A 17767-nucleotide genomic window follows, 5' to 3' on the forward strand; every position below is an offset into this window, starting at 1 on the left:
GGAACCGGGTCGGTCCAGCGTCAAGGGATGATCGGCAAATGGCGTTCGTCGATCAGGAAATCGCGGATCGCCAGGCCCAGATCGGGTTTGGCCACGCAGCTCATGTGGGTGCCAGGGATGATGGCCTGCACGGCATTGGGCAAAGCGCGGGTCAAGGCAGCAGGATCGCCATTGTCGCGGTCCTGATCGCCGTTGACCACCAGGGTGGGCATGGACAGGGCTGACAGGGCTTCGGGCGGCGTATCGGCGAAGGTCTGCAACAGCAGCCGCGCTGCAATCCGGTCAACCTTCATGGTCTTCATGAACGACACGGCCGGGAAAGCCGGATCACCATGCTTCACCTGGTCAAACCGGTCGATGGCGTCGATGAAGAAGGCCCCGCGACCGGTCCATCCGGCCAGCCCTTCCAGTCCCATTCCCCCCAACACCAGCCGCGCCGGTTTAAGCCCGCTGATCACCCCCCGCACGGCAGTGCGCGCGCCCAGCGAAAAGCCGCAGAGGTCGTAATCCTCAAACCCAAGCCCACGAACCAGCGCAGCCAGATCGAGTGCGAGCACATCGTCGGGATAGGCAAGCGGATCATGCGGTGCGGCACTGGCCCCATGCCCCCGCAGGTCCGGCATGATCACTTCAAACCCGGCATCGGCCAACAATGCAGCATGGCCCCATTTGATCCAGTTCATCTCTGCGCTGGAGAAAAGGCCATGAAGCAGGATCAACGACCGCCCGCTGCCGATGCGATGCACGGCCAGTGGGGCACCGTCGAAGCCGGGGTAGATCGTGCTCATATGCCTGCTCCAGCACCGGGTGAGGTATTGGAGGAGAGTTCACTTCCTTCCATGATGTGCTGCAACGCACTGAATTGGCCGGTCAGCATCACTATCTGATGAATCGCACCCGGATGACGCTCAAATTTCACCAATGACCCCGCGCAAGTCGACCGAGCGCGAGCGCGCTCAAACAATTCATCTTCACGGCGACTTTCCAGGCCGATGGTAACGAACAAGGCAGATTTAGTCTCGCAGATCCGTGCCAGCCTTTCAATCATCCCAAGATCATGGCTGAACGTAGGAGAAAACGCGGCGTAACCTGTGAACCCATCGCTGGATCCAATTCGACTTGCCAGATCAACCAGATAGAGCCCAGCCAGTGAATGGCCAAAAACGTATTCCTTTTCGATCCCGGAAAATCGCTCCCGCACCAACGGGCGGACTTCATCAAGGAGGAACCGATCAAATGCAGCCGCGCGCCCGGATATTGATGGGCGCCATGGCGCGGGACGTGAACTCGCGTTCCGGAAGTCCTTCTCACGCTGCCCGTTGCTGTCAACTGCAACCACCAACGGCACATCGGTTCCGGTTAAAACTGACAGTAGTCGTGCTTGCACCGCAGTTGCCAGACCCAATCGAGCACGTTCGCCATCAAGAACATAGATCGCAACCTGTCTTTGATCTGCTTGGTGAATTGGCGAATTGAAGTACCGCAAACTTCGAGCTTCACCCAAATGCGCCGAGGCAATGATAGTGGACCTGCTTGTATACCATGAGTGCCAGGCCAATACCCCTAACAAGGCAAGTCCGATCGCAGCAACCAGCAGCGAATACCTTACCCATCGCCGAAGCATCGCTGCAACCTCACCCCTTTTTTAGGTGCCGCCGCCCGAGCAGTTCCGCGATCTGCACTGCGTTGAGTGCCGCGCCCTTGCGCAGGTTGTCAGAAACACACCACAGCGTCAGGCCGCTGTCCACGGTGGGGTCTTCCCGCACGCGGCTGACGAAGGTGGCTCCGTCACCCACGCATTCAACCGGGGTAACGTATCCGCCGTCCTCGCGCTTGTCGATCAGCATAACGCCGGGTGCTTCGCGCAGCAGATCCATCGCCTGTTCCGCGCTCAGCTCGTCCTCGAACTCGATGTTGATCGATTCGCTGTGGCCAACAAAAACCGGCACGCGCACGCAGGTGGCGGTGACTTTGACTTTGGGGTCCAGGATCTTCTTGGTTTCGACCACCATCTTCCATTCTTCCTTGGTCGATCCGTCGTCCAGGAAGCTGTCGATATGGGGGATCACATTGAAGGCGATCTGCTTGGTGAACTTGGTAGGCACCGCGGGATCGCCGACGAAGATGTTGCGGCTCTGCTCGAACAATTCATCCATGCCCTGCTTGCCCGCGCCACTGACCGACTGATAGGTTGAAACAACCACGCGCTTGATCCGCGCGGCATCGTGCAGGGGCTTGAGCACCACCACCATTTGCGCGGTTGAGCAGTTGGGATTGGCGATGATATTCTTGGCCTTGTACCCATCGATTGCATCGGGGTTCACTTCTGGCACAACCAGCGGCACGTCGGGGTCCATGCGGTAGAGCGAGCTGTTGTCGATCACCGCGCAGCCTGCCGCAGCCGCTTTGGGCGCATAAGTGGCGGCGACATCCGATCCAGCGGCGAACAGCGCGATATCCCATCCGGCAAAGTCGAAGTGCTCGATATTGCGGACCTTGAGCATCCGGCCGGTTTCGCCAAATTCGATCTCATCCCCTTGCGACCGCGCCGAGGCGACGGCGGCCAGCTCGTCAATCGGGAACTCACGCTCGGCCAGAACGTTGAGCATTTCCCGCCCGACATTCCCGGTCGCGCCGACCACTACTACCCGATAACCCATGCTTCAGCCTCCGCTTGCTTCAGCGCGCCCTAGCGGTTCAGACCCGCCAGCGAAAGCGGCCAGTTAGGCGATATGCATAAAGGGCATCTTCTTCGCGGGTGCCGGAACCGATATTGTGGATCACCAAGGGATGACCACTGGTACCAAGCCGATCGGAAACGATCCCGGTGTGCGGCAGGCGGCTGTCGATCAGCATCGTGAAGACGTCACCCGGCTGCCACTCTGCCTCCCGGGCAGGGATCGGCAGGCGCGCCGCCGCGCGGGTCCAGAACGTCTCGAGATTGGGCACCCGGCGGTGATCGATATTAGCATCGGGCCGGGTCAGCCCCCAGCGGCGCGGATAGGCGGAGAAATGCCCGGCCATGTCCCGGTGAACGACCTGCTGAAGATCAATCCCCAGTGCATCGCGATAGGCGCGGATCACCACATCGGTGCAGACCCCTTTGGCCCGGTCGACATCGCCGCCCGGATAGGCCAGCGCCGAATAGGCGGGATCATAGGCCAGGGTCACCCCCACCTGCTGCCGCGCCGCCGCGATCAGGCGGCGGGCAGCGGGGGTTGCCACACGCGGCTCTGCCTGAGCACGCGAACAGCCAAGCAGCGCGGCCGCCGCTGCCCCGCCCAGCACCGCACGGCGACTCAGCGCGGCGGTGTCACTCCGTGCCGCTCCAGGAAAGCAAGGATCGATTCCCACAGATGTCTCCCAACCTTGGGGCCGGAAACGCGGTGGGTATAGCCCGGATAGAGCATCATCTCGAACGGCACTGCCTCGGCCTGCATCTTGGCAATCAGGGCAGAACTGTTTTCAAACACCACGTTATCATCGGCCATCCCGTGGATGATGAGCAAGGGATCCTTGACCTTGGCTGAATCGGTCAACGCGCTGCTTTTCGCATAGGCTGCGCCATCCGCCTGGGGGGTGCCCATATAGCGTTCGGTGTAATGGGTATCATAGAGTTCCCATTTGGTGACCGGTGCCCCGGCAATCCCGGCGGCATAGAGCCCAGGATCGGCCTGCAGCATCTTGAGAGTCATGTAACCACCGTAGGACCAGCCATAAGTCGCAATCTTGGCCGGATCGACGAAGGGAAGCGACTTAAGGTATTCAGCACCGGCTTTCTGGTCCTGCACCTCGATGCCTCCCATCGCGCGGTAGAGCGCAGAAGCAAAGGCCACACCGCGGTTTTCGCTGCCACGGTTGTCCAGTTCGAAATAGATGTATCCCTTGTCGACCAGCGCCTGTTCAAGCGCCCCGGTCCAGCTGCGCGTGACTTTCTGAGCAGTCGGCCCGCCATAATGCTCGAAAAACACCGGATACCGCTTTCCAGGTTCCATCACCGGAGAAATCATCTTCCAGTGCAAAACAGTGCCGTCAGAAGCCTTGACGGTCCCAAACTGCGGCGCGCGGTGGCTGGCGAGGTGTGGGTAATAGGGATGCTTCGGATCGAGCCGGTTTTCCTCCACCCAGGCCAGCCGCTTGCCGGCCGGATCGGCGATATAGGTTTGCGGTGGTTGGCCAGGGCTTGAGCGGGTGACCAGCATGGTCTTGCCATCCTTGTCCATGCTCGCGGTGTGGCTGAAACCAGACTCGCCCAGCGCGGTAATCGTGCCCGGCTTGGCCAAGTCCATCGCATAGATCTGCATGGCTAGCGGATCGTCATGATTGCCAAGGAAGAACAATTTGCCCTTCGTTTCATCCACTCCGACCAGTTTGGAAACCACCCACGCACCTTTGGTCAACTGGGTCCATTGGCCAGCCTTGAAATGCCACAGGTGCCCGAAACCATCGCGTTCTGACCACCAGATCAAGCTCCCATCCTTCAGCAGGCGATAGCTGTCGCTGAGGTTGATCCAGCTCTGCGGTGCAGAATCTTCCGCGAACAGCACCCGCGACTTGCCGGTGACGGGATCGACACTGAGTATGTCCAGACGGGTCTGCGCCCGGTTCTGGCGCTGCACAAACAGGGTTTTGCCATCCGGTGCCCAATCGACCCGGGCAAGGTAGATGTCCTGGTCTGGCCCCAGATCGACTTCGACCCGGTCCGAGCCATCGGGCAGCATCACATGCAGCGAAACGAGCGAATTGGGCGAACCGGCAACCGGATAGCGTTGCTGGAAAGTCCGCGTCCCATCCGCACCGATTGCCGCGCGGGTGACCACACCAACCGGTGCATCATCAAACCGCTGCACCGCGATACGGCCGTCATCCGGGGCCCACCAATACCCGGTGAACCGGGCCATTTCCTCTTGCGCGACGAATTCCGCTTCGCCCCAATGGACCGTTTCACGCGTGTCCGCCGGTGTGATCGGGGCAACCTTGCCGCCGGGCTGGCCGACCCACAACTGCCGATCGCGCACAAAGGAAACATAGCCACCCTTGGGGCTGAGTGCAGGGTTTAGTTCATCCGCGCTGCTATCAGACAGCTTGCGGACGGTTCCATCCAGCCCGGCCAGGAACAGATCGCCATCAAGCGGGACCAGGACCGCCTTGCCGTCAGCCGCCCATTCATAGCTGACAATGCCTTTGAGATCGCCGATCCGCTGGCGTTCGCGCTGCATTTTCTCCGCCTCGGACAGATTTTTGCCAGAGCCGAGCTTCAGGCTGTCAACCAGCATCGACCATTTGCTGCTCTTTCGGTCGAACCCCCACAAATCATATCGTTCCCGGTCATCCGGTCGGTTACGGAGCACGGTCAGGTAGCGGCCGTCGGGCGAGAGCTTTACCCCGCGCGGGACCGGCCCGTTGAGGCCTGGGCTCGCAAAAACACGCTCTAGCGTCAACACGCTGGGGGCGGCGTCGGGCACAGCGGCTTCAGCGCTCACCTGGGCCTCCTGCGTGTAAGCCAATGGTGACAGGGCGAGCAGCGGTAAAAACAAGGCATGGCGCAGATGCATGGCAAGATGGTGATCCCGAACAGAAAAGGGCGCCCCGACCGATGCCGGGACGCCCCTTCTTAATTCGCTCTACGCGAAGCGCTAGGCGCTTATGCGTCGTTGCGCACGTCGCGACGTTCGGCGATGCGCGCGCGCTTGCCGGTGCGGCCGCGCAGATAATACAGCTTCGCACGACGCACCACGCCGCGGCGGACCACGGTGATGCTGTCGATGTTCGGCGAATAGAGCGGGAATACGCGCTCCACGCCTTCGCCGAAGCTCATCTTGCGCACGGTGAAGTTGCTGCCGATGCCCTTGTTGGCGCGGGCGATGCACACACCTTCATAGGCCTGAACGCGGGTGCGTTCGCCTTCGATCACCTTCACGCCGACGCGGACGGTGTCACCGGGACGGAATTCCGGGATAGTCTTTTCGCCGGAAGTCGCCTTGGCGATTTCTTCGGCTTCGATCTGCTGGATCAGGTTCACTGGTCCTCAGTCCTTCTTTTCGCGCCGCGCGCCAGAGGCAGGCTGGACCCGAGCCCCCTCATGGAGCTCCCAAAGGTCTGGCCTGCGTAACCGTGTATCGACCTCGGACTGCAGCTTTCGCCACGCCGCGATCTTCGCATGATCCCCCGATCGCAGCACTTCAGGGATCGTGCGCCCTTCCCATTCAGCGGGTCGGGTAAAGTGGGGATATTCGAGCAGGCCGTTTTCAAACGACTCCTCGGTCCCACTGGAAGGGGCGCCCATTACGCCGGGAAGCAGGCGAATGCAAGCATCGAGTAGCATCAGCGCCGCCGGTTCCCCGCCGGACAGGACAATGTCGCCCACCGACACTTCCTCTACGCCGCGACCCTCAAAAATTCGTTCATCGAACCCTTCGAACCGCCCGCACAGCACGATCACCCCCGGCCCGGCCGCCAGCTCGCGCACGCGGGCCTGGCTGAGCGGTTTCCCGCGCGGGGTCATGGCCAGGATCGGCGCGGCGGGATTGGCAGCGCGCGCATGGTCGATCGCCGCGGCCAGCACGTCCACCCGCAGCACCATCCCGGCCCCGCCGCCAGCGGGCGTGTCATCCACGGTCTTGTGCTTATCGATCGCAAAATCGCGGATCTGGACGGTATCGAGCGCCCACTTCCCCTCCTCCCGCGCGCGGTTCGCGAGGCTAAGCCCGAGCGGGCCAGGGAACATTTCCGGATAGAGGGTGAGGACGGTGGCGTGGAAGGTCATGGGCGAACGAGATGGATACGCTTGATCCGGGTGACCATCCAGTATGCTACTGGCAGGCCAACCATCACGGCAACGCCGAAAATTCCGACCATGGCGATTCCGACAATCCCGTAGGCATCTTGATTCAGCAGCACATCACGCGGCAATTTGTCGCCATAAAGCTCGTGCATTTGTCTGTTCTCGGCGATCGCGGAAACCACCAGCCACAACAATGCGGCAGCAAACGCAGTGAGCGAGGTGATCGCTGATATCGCGATCACCACACGCCGTTCAAGCGCGGGGAAGCGAGCGCAAATAATCATCGCACAAAATCCGGGCCAAATTGACGCGAGCAACGCAGTAATGACAAGCAAGGGAATAAACATCACACCGTCCAATTCTCAACCTTCAGCCCCGGCACATCCGCAAAATCGGCTTCGTTGTTGGTCACCACCGTCGCACCAATGCTCAACGCATGCGCGGCCAGCAGCCGGTCAAAGCGCGCACGCTTGAAGGGCAGGCGGGCATAGGCCTCGGCTGCGGCCTGATCGAAGGGCACCAGCGGAACGACCGCCACGAACGCATCGAGCAGGGCCTCGGAAGGCGGCTTGCCTACATAAGTCCCGTAAGCCACCTCGGCATAGCTGATCGCGGAAATGGCAATGTCGCCCGGCTCACAGGCGATCATGCGTTCACGCAAAGAAGGATAGTTGCCGTCCATCGCGTAAACAGCGATGTTGGCGTCGATCAGGTATCGGATGGGGTCTCTCCCGCCGCCTTGCGCGCGGCTTCACGCGCGGCAATGGTGCTGGGCCGTTCATCGAAATCCCGGCGCGGCGCAAGCTTCAATCCGGGCGCCTTGCCCCAGAACCCGCTGATATCCAGCCCCCGCTTCAGCGGTGCAGGTTTGCGCAGGACCAGCGCCCCATCGGGCTGAACAGTGACTTCCAGTTCCATCCCCGCCTCCAATCCCAAAGCCTTGGGCATCCGCACCGCCAGCGAATTGCCCGATTTAAACACCTTAACCCGCTGCACCTTTGCCTTTGAAACAAGGCTATTGCCCGCAGGCGCAGCCCCGGTAAGGTCAAAGCTCTGCCGCATGTCGCGGACCAGATCGGGTTCGGGCTTGTTCATGGTCAACTCCGTATATACATAATGTATATACATACGTCGGAGCCCTGTCAATTGCGCCTTGCTCTCCTTGCATCCATTTTCGTACTAACCCTCAGCGCGCCTGCTCCGGCCGATGAGATCGGTGAATGCCGGTTCGATCGCGAGACGCTGACTTTCGCCGGAACCCCGCTGGACCAGGCCACCTGTCTGCTGCGCAAGGTCAAGCTGCTGGGAGAGAAAGAGCCGCAGCCCCTGCCTCCAGTGATCAGCAGCCTGATGACCAATGGCGGCGCGCCCAGCGCAGAGATGAAGGAAGCGGCGCTTGGCGCGTTCCCCCAGCCCTACCAGGACTACGCCCGGCTCCACGCCACTGACCCGGCCAGCCAGACCGAGGCCGGCCTGCCCGCGCTGTACTTCGTGATCCACGACACCAGCGATCCTTTTTACAAGAACGATCCCTTTCCCAGGGACATCGACAACGACCACCGGGTCAACAGCTTTACCAGCTATATGGACCAGACCTTTGCCAGCGCGCCGGTGGCGCATATCTTCCTGAACCGGGTCGGCCAGATCTGGGCCGGGCACGATTTTCAGGAACCCTGGCGCGCGACCAAGCTGGAAAGCCGGGTGGTAGGCGTGCCCGCACGGGGCCGGTTCGTGCATATCGAAACGGTCCAGCCGCGCCGCTTCCTGCCTGGAGCGACCAATCGCGGTCAAACAGAAGGGCCCAGGCCCGGTTTCAGCAAGGCCCAATACCGGATGCTGGCCGCACTCTATGTCTATTCCAGCGCGCGGACCGGGCGCTGGCTGATCCCGGGTTTCCATGCCACCGTGGATGCGGGCATCCCCGACGCGCACGATGATCCGCAGAATTTCGAACTGAAGGAATTCGGGAAGGAACTGGAACAGCTCGTCGGGCGCTAGTCAAACACCCGTGGTGACGAAGGCGGCGCCCTGCGCCTGCCGATCCACAGCGCCACCGGCACGCCGACCAGCACGGCCATGATCAGCCCGAGAACCAGTAAGGCCACAGTCGGCACCAAAGGACCAACTCCACCGTCATTGCCCTGCAGCACCGAGGCAATCGGCAGGATCACTGGCACAAGCCCCGCCACGGCCGCAGCCAGTGCGGTGCGGCAGGCGGTGCTCCACTGCGGCTTGCGGGCGCAAAGCAGGCCGGCAAGGGCCGCAGCGACCGCTGCAGGGATCGCAACCATGAACAACAGGAACAGCAGCAGCGCCATGCTCGCAGCCTAACCGATCAATCGTCCAGCGCAAAGCCTGCCGCGATGACGATCCTCTCAGCGCTCCATTCAGGCACGGCCTCCGCCCGCATAGGCACCATGAAGCGCTTGCCGCGTTTGCCATCAACCGCCGGGCGTTCGACTTCCAGCAAATCGCCCGCACCGAAATTCTCGACCGCGATGCAGGTGCCCAGATCCTCGCCCAGATCCGACACTGCGGGCAGGCCAATCAGGTCGGTGTAATAGTATTCACCCTCATCCAGGGCAGGCAGGCTCGCACGCGGGACGGTCAGCGCCGTGCCGCGCATGCGTTCAGCCGCCGTGCGATCCGCGATCTCAGCGAACCGGGCAATCGCTCCGCCTTTGCCGTCATCGCGCAGCTTGGTCAGGGTCAGGGCTGAATCGTTGAAGGCGCGGAACCGCTTGAGCGATTCCACGCCTTCACCGAACAGTTTCAGCCTGACCTCTCCCGCCACCCCGTGCGCGCCGGCAATGGCGGCCATGGTGACGGGGCGGTCAATGGCCAAGACTTAGCCTTCAGCCTGAGCTTCGCCAGCTTCGGCAGCCGGAGCTTCCTCAGCGGCAGCTTCTTCAGCCACAGGGGCTTCAGGAGCGGTTTCTTCAGCAGCAGCTTCTTCGGCAACCGGAGCCTCTTCAACGGCCGGAGCATTGGCAGCGGCTTCAGCAGCGGCGGCGGCTTCCTTGGCGGCTTCTTCAGCTTCGGCCAGTTTGGCGGCCTTGTCTTCAGCGCGGTCCTTGGCCTTCTTGCCGGGTTCACCCTTGCTCGGGTTCAGGGTCGCGGCGCGTTCCTTGATCCCGGCCTTGTCGAGCATGCGAGCGACGCGGTCGGTCGGCTGCGCGCCAACGCCCAGCCAGTAACGGACGCGGTCTTCGACCAGACGCACGCGGTTGGCATCATCCTTGGCCAGCAGCGGGTTATAGGTGCCGACCTGCTCCAGATACTTGCCGTCGCGCGGGGCGCGGCTGTTGGAAACGACCACTTTGTAATACGGGCGCTTCTTGGAACCGCCGCGCGACAGACGCATGGAAACTGACATTTGAACTACCTTTCTATCAAACCAGATTAACTGAAAATCACTTCTTCAAAAGATCGCCGATATTGCCCGGGAGCGAGCCCCCACCCAGCCCGGGCAGGCCGCCACCAGCCGATCCGCCGCCGAGCCCCGGCATGGCAGCACCCAGGCCACCTTTGCCGAACAACTTTGCCAGACCGCCAAGGCCGCCCATTGTNCCGCCAAGGCCGCCCATTTTCTTGATCTGCTTCATCGCGCGCTCCATTTCCTGGTGCATCTTGATGAGCTTGTTGATGTCCTGAACCTGCACGCCCGAACCCTTGGCAATGCGGATCTTGCGCTTGGCATTGAGCAGATCGGGTCGGGTACGTTCCTTGGGGGTCATCGAACCGATGATCGCATCCATCCGCAGCAGGACTTTTTCGTCCATGCCGGATTGCTGCATCGCCGCTTTGGCCTTCTTCATGCCCGGCATCATGCCAGCCAGCGCTCCAAGTCCGCCCATGCTTTGCATCTGCCTTAGCTGGGTCCGCAGGTCGTTCATGTCGAACTGACCCTTGGCCATGCGCTCGGCCATGCGTTCGGCTTCTTCGTGCTCGATCGCCTGCGCCGCCTTTTCGACGATCGAAACGATGTCACCCATACCGAGAATACGGCTGGCGACGCGCGTTGGCTGGAACACTTCCAGCGCATCGAGCTTTTCACCCGTGCCCGCGAACTTGATCGGCTGGCCGGTGACATGACGCATCGACAGCGCCGCACCGCCACGCGCATCGCCGTCCATCCGGGTCAGGATCACGCCGGTCAGCACGACCTGCCCCATGAAGGCCTGCGCAACGTTGACCGCGTCCTGACCGGTCAGCGAATCGACCACCAGCAGCGTTTCACGAGGACTGGTGGTCGCGGCGACCGCCTTCATCTCGTCCATCAGCTGGCTGTCGACGTGGAGCCGACCTGCGGTGTCGAGCAGCAGCACATCAACCGCTTGAAGCTTGGCCGCCTGCAGCGCGCGGGCCGCAATATCGACCGGCATCTGGCCAGGCATGATCGGCAAGGTCGCAACCTCTACCTGCTCGCCCAGCACTTTCAATTGTTCCTGAGCCGCCGGGCGATTGACGTCGAGCGACGCCATCAGCACCTTCTTGCCCTGCTTTTCCTTGAGCAACTTGCCCAGCTTGGCAGTGCTGGTGGTTTTGCCCGAACCCTGCAGGCCGACCATCATGATCACCACCGGCGGGGTGGCTGCCAGATCCAGCCCGGGCACTTCGGTGCCGCCCAGCATATCGACCAGCGCGTCATTGACGACCTTGACCACTTGCTGACCCGGCGTAACCGATTTCAGCACTTCAACGCCAACGGCCTTTTCGGTCACATCGTCGATAAAGCGGCGGACCACGGGCAGCGCGACGTCTGCTTCCAGCAGCGCGATTCGCACTTCGCGCATCGCATCGCGGACATCCTGTTCCCGCAGCGCGCCACGACCCCGCAGCCTGTCAAAGACAGTGCCCAGCCGGTCTGAAAGTGCGTCGAACATCAGCAAACCACCTCAACGCGAAAAAAGCCGGTGGGCGAAACCTCGCCGACCAGCTTGCCGCAAAAACTGTTCCTTCGTTGAATGGTGGAGCCTAGCGGGATCGAACCGCTGACCTCCTGCATGCCATGCAGGCGCTCTCCCAGCTGAGCTAAGGCCCCGTACCATTCATCAGACCGGCTCTGGAAAACCGGTCAAACCCCTGCCTTGCGGCTGGGAGGTCGCCCTCTAGTAGCGACCCCGCAGCTTGGCAAGGGGGTTTTTCACCTCAAACGTCGTCGGTATCGCCTGCGCCGTCCAGACCAACGCCCAGGTCGTCATCGCCGCCCAGGTCAACGTCGTTATCCGGCGAATCGCCGTCCTCGTCGATATCAAGATCGGCATCGGCCAGATCGACGTCAGCACCTTCGACAACCTTTTCCTTCTGGATTTCTTCATAGGGAATCGGCTGCTTCGATTTCAGCACCGGTTCGGAATGCCAGGCATAGCCGCATTCGATGCAGGTGATCGGGTCATCTTTGCCCAGATCGTAGAAGCGGGTGCCGCATTTCGGGCAGCCGTGCTTGGCACCCCATTCTGGCTTGACCATAGTAATCCTCACATGCGCCGTCCCGTGGGGAACGGCTGAAAACAGCTAAATACGTATTGGGAGGCTATTGCGCCAGTCCCAGCGCGGGGCGCGCCTTGCCATAGGCCGCGCCCGCTGTCAAAAGCCGCGCGCATTTCACGCCAATTCCAGCGAAAGACCGCCGCTCTTGTCCTCTGCCGACCCTGCCCAGATGCGTCCTCGCCGCTTCCTGCCCTGCGGCCCCCTGCGTGGCCGGATCCGGGTGCCGGGGGACAAGTCGATCAGCCACCGCTCGATCATGCTGGGCGCACTGGCTGTGGGGGAAACCACGATCACCGGCCTGCTGGAGGGTGAGGACGTGCTGTCCACTGCCGCCGCTATGCGGGCCATGGGTGCGCAGGTTGAGCGGCTTGGCCAGGGTAACTGGCGGGTCGACGGCGTCGGCGTTGGCGCCTTGCTGCAACCGCAAGCCGCGCTGGACATGGGCAACAGCGGCACGTCCACCCGGTTGCTGATGGGGCTGGTCGCAAGCCACCCGATCACCGCCTGCTTCATCGGCGACGCCAGCCTTTCGAGGCGCCCGATGGGCCGGGTGATCGATCCGCTGAGCCAGATGGGCGCCAGCTTTACCGCAAGCCCCGGTGGCCGCCTGCCGCTGATGCTGCAAGGCGCACAGCCGGCCGTGCCAATCGAATACCGCCTGCCGGTCGCCTCGGCGCAAGTGAAGAGCGCGGTACTGCTGGCGGGACTTAATACGCCGGGGATCACCACCGTGATCGAACCCGTCCCCACCCGCGACCATTCCGAACGGATGCTGCGCGGGTTCGGCGCGGAGCTGACGGTTGAGGAACTGGGGGGAGAGCGCATCATCCGTGTGGTTGGCGAAGCTGAACTACGCCCGCAAACTATCGAAGTGCCGGGCGATCCCAGCTCCGCCGCCTTCTTCATAGTCGCAGCTTTGGTGGTGCCGGGCAGCGAACTGACGATCGAGAACGTCGGGCTCAATCCCACCCGTGCCGGCCTGGTTGAAGTGCTGCGCCAGATGGGCGGCGACATCACCTTGCTCAACCCGCGCGAAGTGGGCGGGGAACCGGTGGCGGACCTGCTGGTGCGGCATTCGGCGCTGCAAGGCATTGCGGTCGATCCAGCCCTCGCCCCCAGCATGATCGATGAATTCCCGGCGCTGTTTGTCGCTGCGGCCATGGCCCACGGGACCACGGTAACCAGCGGGCTCGACGAACTGAGGGTCAAAGAATCGGACCGTCTGGCTGTAATGGCCGCCGCACTGACCAGTGTGGGCGCGCGGGTGACCGAGCAGGAAGACGGGCTGACGATCGAAGGCACCGGCGGCGAGCCGCTCTCCGGCGGCGCCAATGCTCCGGTCGCAACGCATCTGGATCACCGCATCGCCATGTCGATGGCGGTCGCGGGACTGGCCAGCAAGGCCGGAGTTGAAGTGGACGATACCCGCCCGATCGCCACCAGCTTTCCGCAGTTCGAAGCTTTGCTTGAAGGATTATGCACTTGAACCATCGGCCCTTGCGCTCCCTTTTGGTTGGCCTGTGTGCTGCCTTGCTGGCAGCCTGCCAATCGACCGGGCCGAAGGCTTTGAGCGTAAATGCGGACTTGCTGAATAACGTTGCCGACCATGCGATGGCCCAAACCGGAGCACAGGGGCTGGCCATCGCCGTTACCGAACCCGGCCGGGTCATAGTCCATGGCAGCTGGGGCATCCGCAACGCCAAAGGTGAGCCGCTGCAGGCCGACACGGTGATGTATGGCGCATCGCTGACCAAGACGGCGTTCGCCTATTACGTCAATCAACTGGCCCAAGAAGGCAAGCTGGACCTGGATCAGCCGATCGCCCGGCTGCTGCCCCGGCCGCTGCCGGAATATAGCGACCCGCAAGGCCGCTATGCTCCGTGGAGCGATCTGGCAGGAGATCCGCGCTGGCAGCAGATCACACCGCGCATGGCATTGAACCACGCCACCGGCTTTGCAAACTTCTTCTGGCTCAATCCCGATCAGAAGCTGACGATCCATTTCACGCCGGGCAGCCGGTATGCCTATTCGGGCGACGGAATTATTCTGCTGCAGTATGCGATTGAAAAAGGCCTTGGCATCGACGTCGGCCAGGACATGCAGCGCCGCCTGTTTGATCGTTTTGCGATGCCGAACAGCAGCTTGATCTGGCGGCCTGATTTTGCCGCCAATCTAGCTGATGGCTGGAAAGCCGATGGGGCTATTGAACCACATGACGAACGCAGCAAAGTGCGCGCTGCCGGTTCGCTAGACACCACAATCGCCGATATGGCGCGGCTTTCGGCCGGCATTTCAGCGGATCGTCCGGCAATGGCAGTTTTGGCCAAAGGCACGCTCAAGATCACAACCGCCTCCCAGTTCCCGCCGTTTCAGCCGGAACTCGCACCGGCAGAGCAGGTTCCGGACCTTGCTGCGGGACTGGGCGTGGTGACTTTTGCAGGACCGCAAGGCCCCGGCTGGTTCAAAGGGGGGCACAACGATTCGACTGGCAATATGTGGGTCTGTCTGCTCCGGTCGGGCCGGTGCGTTGTCATCCTGTCGAACGACGTTCGGGCCGAAGCGGCCTTTCCCGACATCGTGCGCCGGTTGCTGGGTGATACCGGCCTGCCTTGGCAATGGGAATACGGCGTACAACCATGGACAAAGGCCCTCACACCATGATCATCGCCGTCGATGGCCCTACTGCTTCCGGCAAAGGCACCATTGCCAAGGCGCTGGCAGCGCATTTTGGCCTGCCGCATCTCGACACCGGGCTGCTCTATCGCGCGGTCGGGCGGCAGGTGAGCCTGAACGGGGGCAATCCTGACGACCCGGGCGATGCACTGGCCGCTTGTGCGTTTCCGGACAGCCTGTTGGATGACCCCGAACTGCGCAGCGAGGCGACTGGCGGCCTGGCCAGCCGGGTTTCGATCCACCCGGCGGTGCGCCAGGCGCTGTATGAGCGGCAGCGGCACTTTGCCACCCAGCCGGGCGGCGCGGTGCTGGACGGGCGCGATATTGGCACGGTGATCGCACCCGAAGCCGAAGCCAAGCTGTTTGTTGTCGCCAGCGTTTCCGCGCGGGCAGAGCGGCGCTTCAAGGAAATGCAGGCCCAGGGCCGCGCTGTCGCCCTGGCCGAGATTGCGGCCGACCTTGAAGCCCGCGATCAGCGTGACCGGACCCGCAGCGAAGCTCCGCTTACCGCCGCGCAAGATGCGGTGCTACTGGATACCAGCGATCTTGGCCGGGAAGAGGCAATCGCGGCGGCGATCCGGATTGTTGAACGGCAGGCCGGCCGCCCGGCTTGATTGGTTGCGGCCAGCCACCCGGCAGTGATATGGGCAGCGCCATGAACCGCCTTGCCATGCTCGCCCTTGCCCTTGTTTCGCTTGGCAGCGCCGTGATCGAAGCGCGCCCGGCGCGGATCAGACCAGAAGTGGGTGCGCTGGCAACCACGGTCCACGTGCGCAAGGGACTGTCCTTTGCGAAGGAACGCTGCGCCGCATGCCACGGGGTTACGCGCAACAGTTCTTCCCCCAACCCGGAAAGTCCGACGTTCGAGGACATCGCCAACCGCCCCGGGCTGACCGCGCAGACACTGCGCGAATTCCTGCGCGATTCGCACAACTTTCCTGAATCGATGCAGTTCCGGGTTGAGCGCGAGCGGATCCGCGATCTGGCGGACTATATCGTCACGCTGCGGCACCCCAGGTACAAACCAGACCTTTAGCGCGATCCGGTAAGGATCAGAGCCCGCAAGCCTCGGCCAGCATCTCGCCATTCTCCCGGTGGATCAGCACGGCACCATCCTCACCCTGAGCGAGCAGTCCGCGGCCATCGGCGGGAATTCTGCAGCCAGCGGCCTTGGCCTGCTGTTCTGCCTTGTTGCCGGGGCGCAGCGAGGCGAGCCGGTCAGCGTGGGAAAAGTTGATCGCCTTTTCCGTTCCGTTTGAAAGCTTCACCACTACGGCATCCTTGCCCAGATCAACTTCAGGAGCGGTTGCAGCACCCTCCCCTTTGAACGCGATCGGATCATCAACCACATAGTAGCCACGCTTGGCGATGCGCGCGCTGTCTGCCTTGCCATCACCATCAAGGTCGATTGCAACACTGGTTGGCGCGGCCACTTGCGGAGGTGTTGGCGGTGGAGCCGGTGCGGCCGGTACCGCCGCAGGCAGCGGCGGGGGGGCGGAAGGCGGCGCGGGGTCGCTGGACGAAAGGAATGCCCAGCCCGCGCCGCCAAGCAGCAGGATCACCCCGCCGATCAGCAGCCAGCGACGCTCAGGGGATGCGGAAGTGGACATGGTTGTCGTGTCCTGCCAGCGGGGCACAGAGCCCCTCGTTGATCAGTTGCGGGTCGTTGAAGAGGATTACCGCAGCGGGGTGGCGTTTGCGCAGCAGTTTGAAGAACTGGCGGGTCCTGGCGCGGTCATAACCCGCAGCTTGCCAGGTCATTGGTACATTCTGGCCATTGCTGGAAAAAGGCCGCACGTCCACCTCGTTGCCTTTTACGTGGCCCTGATGCGGCGGGAACGGCGTGCCGCCGGGTCGGCTCATGTCACCATAACTGACCGGCACCGGGCTTTCGAGCGACCAGGCTTCGGCCAGTTGCATGATCTGCTTGACGAACAGCGTGGTGCCATAGCGGTCGGTTCCGGCCAGATCGTCCGGATTGTACGTCACGAAACCTTTGCCTGAAAGCGGCAGCTGCGTGTTGACCGGCCCGGCGACGCCCGGCTTGGGCTGAGGATAGGTGCTGGCGGGCGCAGGCGGCGTAACCACGGCGGGCTGCACGGCGGCCGGTTCCCTGAACGGACCACCCGCTGCCAGTTCAGCCGCCAAGGCCGCCTGGGCCTGGATCCGTTCATTCACGAACCGTTGCTTCAAACCCGGCACCCAGGCCGCTGAAACATTGGGGAAATAGGCCAGCGGCACAGTATCGCCCGGCTTGCCGCGTTCGGCATAGACCGCATCGATCAGCGCTTTGTCAAAGCCCGGTTTGTTGCGGTTGATCGGCACCACATCGTTGGCGCGCTTGAACACCTTTGCCCCGCCGGGACCGCCGTGATGCACGGCGGTGGACCAGGCGACATCGCGAATGGTGTGGCTGTGGGTCGCGGTGGTCAGATCAATCCCGTTAAGCGCGATCAATTCATCGATCAGCACCTGATAATGGGTGCGCTGGATAAAGGCGTGCTCGGCCTTGTGCAGAGCCACCGGATCGCGTTCGGCAATGGCTTTCCAGATCGTGGTGAACTGAGCCGTGCCGCCCATCGCGCTGCCGAATTCAGCGGCCCAGGGCTTGCCCTCTTTCTCCATGAATTTTTGCAACGTGCCGCGCGCCGACGACAGCTGATAACTGCCATAGGATACCCCGCCCGGATCCCCCGCTCCGTCGGAAACCGTCGCCGGACCCCGGCCTGAGCTTTCATAGGTCTTGGACAGCTCGCCCAACGGCTTGAGCTTGTAGGCCGGAGGGGCTGGCGGCGGCGGTGGAGGAGGTGGCGGAGG

21 protein-coding genes, 1 tRNA gene and 1 pseudogene are annotated in these 17767 nt (G+C 62.5%); 5 read left to right on the forward strand and 18 right to left on the reverse strand.

The window, feature by feature from the left end; translation table 11 throughout:
• Window positions 1-20: 20 nt before the first annotated feature.
• The 10 genes from MNBBLIKP_RS08985 to MNBBLIKP_RS09025 form a co-directional block, all read right to left on the reverse strand.
• Window positions 21-788, reverse strand: coding sequence for an alpha/beta fold hydrolase (locus MNBBLIKP_RS08985; RefSeq protein ID WP_088309644.1), 768 nt, complete (start codon window positions 786-788; stop codon window positions 21-23).
• Window positions 785-1504: an alpha/beta hydrolase-fold protein gene (locus MNBBLIKP_RS17755; protein ID WP_176399720.1), complete on the reverse strand. Its 720-nt coding sequence runs from the start codon at window positions 1502-1504 to the stop codon at window positions 785-787. Before MNBBLIKP_RS17755 ends, MNBBLIKP_RS08985 begins: the two co-directional genes overlap by 4 nt.
• A 130-nt stretch (window positions 1505-1634) precedes the next feature.
• On the reverse strand, window positions 1635-2660 hold the full coding sequence (locus tag MNBBLIKP_RS08990; protein ID WP_088309646.1) for an aspartate-semialdehyde dehydrogenase: 1026 nt from the start codon (window positions 2658-2660) through the stop codon (window positions 1635-1637).
• Between the two features lie 37 nt (window positions 2661-2697).
• Window positions 2698-3354 (reverse strand): DUF1287 domain-containing protein, encoded by a 657-nt coding sequence (locus tag MNBBLIKP_RS08995; RefSeq protein ID WP_217896671.1) that lies wholly within the window; start codon window positions 3352-3354, stop codon window positions 2698-2700.
• Window positions 3300-5555 carry a S9 family peptidase gene (locus MNBBLIKP_RS09000; RefSeq protein WP_088309647.1) on the reverse strand — a complete coding sequence of 752 codons (2256 nt, stop codon included), beginning with the start codon at window positions 5553-5555 and terminating at the stop codon, window positions 3300-3302. The genes MNBBLIKP_RS08995 and MNBBLIKP_RS09000 overlap by 55 nt, the downstream gene beginning before the upstream one ends.
• A gap of 89 nt (window positions 5556-5644) precedes the next feature.
• Window positions 5645-6022, reverse strand: coding sequence for a 50S ribosomal protein L19 (gene rplS, locus MNBBLIKP_RS09005; RefSeq protein ID WP_088309649.1), 378 nt, complete (start codon window positions 6020-6022; stop codon window positions 5645-5647).
• A gap of 6 nt (window positions 6023-6028) precedes the next feature.
• Complete coding sequence (trmD, locus tag MNBBLIKP_RS09010; protein ID WP_088309650.1) at window positions 6029-6766, reverse strand: tRNA (guanosine(37)-N1)-methyltransferase TrmD; 738 nt, start codon at window positions 6764-6766, stop codon at window positions 6029-6031.
• A complete protein-coding gene (locus MNBBLIKP_RS09015) occupies window positions 6763-7143 on the reverse strand; it encodes a hypothetical protein (RefSeq protein ID WP_140420564.1) in 381 nt (126 codons plus the stop codon). The genes trmD and MNBBLIKP_RS09015 overlap by 4 nt, the downstream gene beginning before the upstream one ends.
• Entirely contained in the window at window positions 7131-7466 is a 336-nt protein-coding gene (locus MNBBLIKP_RS09020; RefSeq protein WP_254912980.1) for a type II toxin-antitoxin system VapC family toxin, read from the reverse strand. Before MNBBLIKP_RS09020 ends, MNBBLIKP_RS09015 begins: the two co-directional genes overlap by 13 nt.
• Window positions 7467-7492: 26 nt before the next feature.
• On the reverse strand, window positions 7493-7879 hold the full coding sequence (locus MNBBLIKP_RS09025; RefSeq protein WP_254912981.1) for an AbrB/MazE/SpoVT family DNA-binding domain-containing protein: 387 nt from the start codon (window positions 7877-7879) through the stop codon (window positions 7493-7495).
• 51 nt (window positions 7880-7930) lie between these two features.
• Between MNBBLIKP_RS09025 and MNBBLIKP_RS09030 the strand changes: the two genes are divergently transcribed.
• Window positions 7931-8782, forward strand: a complete 852-nt coding sequence (locus tag MNBBLIKP_RS09030; RefSeq protein WP_088309656.1) for a hypothetical protein — start codon at window positions 7931-7933, stop codon at window positions 8780-8782.
• On the opposite strand, the gene MNBBLIKP_RS09035 is transcribed toward MNBBLIKP_RS09030, so the two are convergent.
• The 6 genes and pseudogenes from MNBBLIKP_RS09035 to MNBBLIKP_RS09060 form a co-directional block, all read right to left on the reverse strand.
• Window positions 8779-9102 carry a hypothetical protein gene (locus MNBBLIKP_RS09035; RefSeq protein WP_088309658.1) on the reverse strand — a complete coding sequence of 108 codons (324 nt, stop codon included), beginning with the start codon at window positions 9100-9102 and terminating at the stop codon, window positions 8779-8781. The genes MNBBLIKP_RS09030 and MNBBLIKP_RS09035 overlap by 4 nt on opposite strands.
• A gap of 17 nt (window positions 9103-9119) precedes the next feature.
• Window positions 9120-9605, reverse strand: a complete 486-nt coding sequence (rimM, locus tag MNBBLIKP_RS09040) for a ribosome maturation factor RimM (protein WP_088309660.1) — start codon at window positions 9603-9605, stop codon at window positions 9120-9122.
• Between the two features lie 27 nt (window positions 9606-9632).
• A complete protein-coding gene (gene rpsP / locus MNBBLIKP_RS09045; protein ID WP_088309662.1) occupies window positions 9633-10160 on the reverse strand; it encodes a 30S ribosomal protein S16 in 528 nt (175 codons plus the stop codon).
• Window positions 10161-10354: 194 nt separating this feature from the next.
• A pseudogene (ffh, locus tag MNBBLIKP_RS09050) lies at window positions 10355-11670 on the reverse strand (signal recognition particle protein); the annotation flags it as partial.
• Window positions 11671-11752: 82 nt separating this feature from the next.
• Window positions 11753-11828, reverse strand: a tRNA-Ala gene (locus tag MNBBLIKP_RS09055).
• A gap of 107 nt (window positions 11829-11935) precedes the next feature.
• A complete protein-coding gene (locus MNBBLIKP_RS09060) occupies window positions 11936-12256 on the reverse strand; it encodes an FYDLN acid domain-containing protein (RefSeq protein WP_088309664.1) in 321 nt (106 codons plus the stop codon).
• A gap of 190 nt (window positions 12257-12446) precedes the next feature.
• Here MNBBLIKP_RS09060 and aroA point away from each other — a divergent pair, with 190 nt between their 5' ends.
• From aroA to MNBBLIKP_RS09080, 4 genes are all read left to right on the forward strand, one after another.
• Window positions 12447-13763 (forward strand): 3-phosphoshikimate 1-carboxyvinyltransferase, encoded by a 1317-nt coding sequence (aroA, locus tag MNBBLIKP_RS09065; RefSeq protein ID WP_088309665.1) that lies wholly within the window; start codon window positions 12447-12449, stop codon window positions 13761-13763.
• Window positions 13764-13861: 98 nt separating this feature from the next.
• Window positions 13862-14938 (forward strand): serine hydrolase domain-containing protein, encoded by a 1077-nt coding sequence (locus tag MNBBLIKP_RS09070; protein WP_217896672.1) that lies wholly within the window; start codon window positions 13862-13864, stop codon window positions 14936-14938.
• On the forward strand, window positions 14935-15564 hold the full coding sequence (locus MNBBLIKP_RS09075) for a (d)CMP kinase (RefSeq protein WP_088309691.1): 630 nt from the start codon (window positions 14935-14937) through the stop codon (window positions 15562-15564). The genes MNBBLIKP_RS09070 and MNBBLIKP_RS09075 overlap by 4 nt, the downstream gene beginning before the upstream one ends.
• Window positions 15565-15605: 41 nt before the next feature.
• Window positions 15606-15986 carry a c-type cytochrome gene (locus tag MNBBLIKP_RS09080; protein WP_140420565.1) on the forward strand — a complete coding sequence of 127 codons (381 nt, stop codon included), beginning with the start codon at window positions 15606-15608 and terminating at the stop codon, window positions 15984-15986.
• A 16-nt stretch (window positions 15987-16002) separates the two neighbouring features.
• Here the strand turns inward: MNBBLIKP_RS09080 and MNBBLIKP_RS09085 are convergent, their stop codons facing one another.
• Window positions 16003-16560, reverse strand: coding sequence for a hypothetical protein (locus MNBBLIKP_RS09085; protein WP_088309671.1), 558 nt, complete (start codon window positions 16558-16560; stop codon window positions 16003-16005).
• Window positions 16538-17767: hypothetical protein (locus MNBBLIKP_RS18030; RefSeq protein WP_217896673.1), on the reverse strand; the 1230-nt coding region annotated here is incomplete at its 5' end. The genes MNBBLIKP_RS09085 and MNBBLIKP_RS18030, both read right to left, overlap by 23 nt.

It is taken from the genome of Novosphingobium sp. B 225 (genome assembly GCF_002198665.1).
Classification (GTDB): domain Bacteria; phylum Pseudomonadota; class Alphaproteobacteria; order Sphingomonadales; family Sphingomonadaceae; genus Novosphingobium.

Coding starts and splice junctions, on each gene's coding strand:
- MNBBLIKP_RS08985 (WP_088309644.1), bottom strand. CDS start 788: ATGAGCACGATCTACCCCGGCTTCGACGGTGCCCCACTGGCCGTGCAT.
- MNBBLIKP_RS08990 (WP_088309646.1), bottom strand. CDS start 2,660: ATGGGTTATCGGGTAGTAGTGGTCGGCGCGACCGGGAATGTCGGGCGG.
- MNBBLIKP_RS09000 (WP_088309647.1), bottom strand. CDS start 5,555: ATGCATCTGCGCCATGCCTTGTTTTTACCGCTGCTCGCCCTGTCACCA.
- trmD (WP_088309650.1), bottom strand. CDS start 6,766: ATGACCTTCCACGCCACCGTCCTCACCCTCTATCCGGAAATGTTCCCT.
- MNBBLIKP_RS09020 (WP_254912980.1), bottom strand. CDS start 7,466: ATGGACGGCAACTATCCTTCTTTGCGTGAACGCATGATCGCCTGTGAG.
- MNBBLIKP_RS09025 (WP_254912981.1), bottom strand. CDS start 7,879: ATGAACAAGCCCGAACCCGATCTGGTCCGCGACATGCGGCAGAGCTTT.
- MNBBLIKP_RS09035 (WP_088309658.1), bottom strand. CDS start 9,102: ATGGCGCTGCTGCTGTTCCTGTTGTTCATGGTTGCGATCCCTGCAGCG.
- rimM (WP_088309660.1), bottom strand. CDS start 9,605: ATGGCCGCCATTGCCGGCGCGCACGGGGTGGCGGGAGAGGTCAGGCTG.
- rpsP (WP_088309662.1), bottom strand. CDS start 10,160: ATGTCAGTTTCCATGCGTCTGTCGCGCGGCGGTTCCAAGAAGCGCCCG.
- MNBBLIKP_RS09060 (WP_088309664.1), bottom strand. CDS start 12,256: ATGGTCAAGCCAGAATGGGGTGCCAAGCACGGCTGCCCGAAATGCGGC.
- aroA (WP_088309665.1), top strand. CDS start 12,447: ATGCGTCCTCGCCGCTTCCTGCCCTGCGGCCCCCTGCGTGGCCGGATC.
- MNBBLIKP_RS09075 (WP_088309691.1), top strand. CDS start 14,935: ATGATCATCGCCGTCGATGGCCCTACTGCTTCCGGCAAAGGCACCATT.
- MNBBLIKP_RS09080 (WP_140420565.1), top strand. CDS start 15,606: ATGAACCGCCTTGCCATGCTCGCCCTTGCCCTTGTTTCGCTTGGCAGC.
- MNBBLIKP_RS09085 (WP_088309671.1), bottom strand. CDS start 16,560: ATGTCCACTTCCGCATCCCCTGAGCGTCGCTGGCTGCTGATCGGCGGG.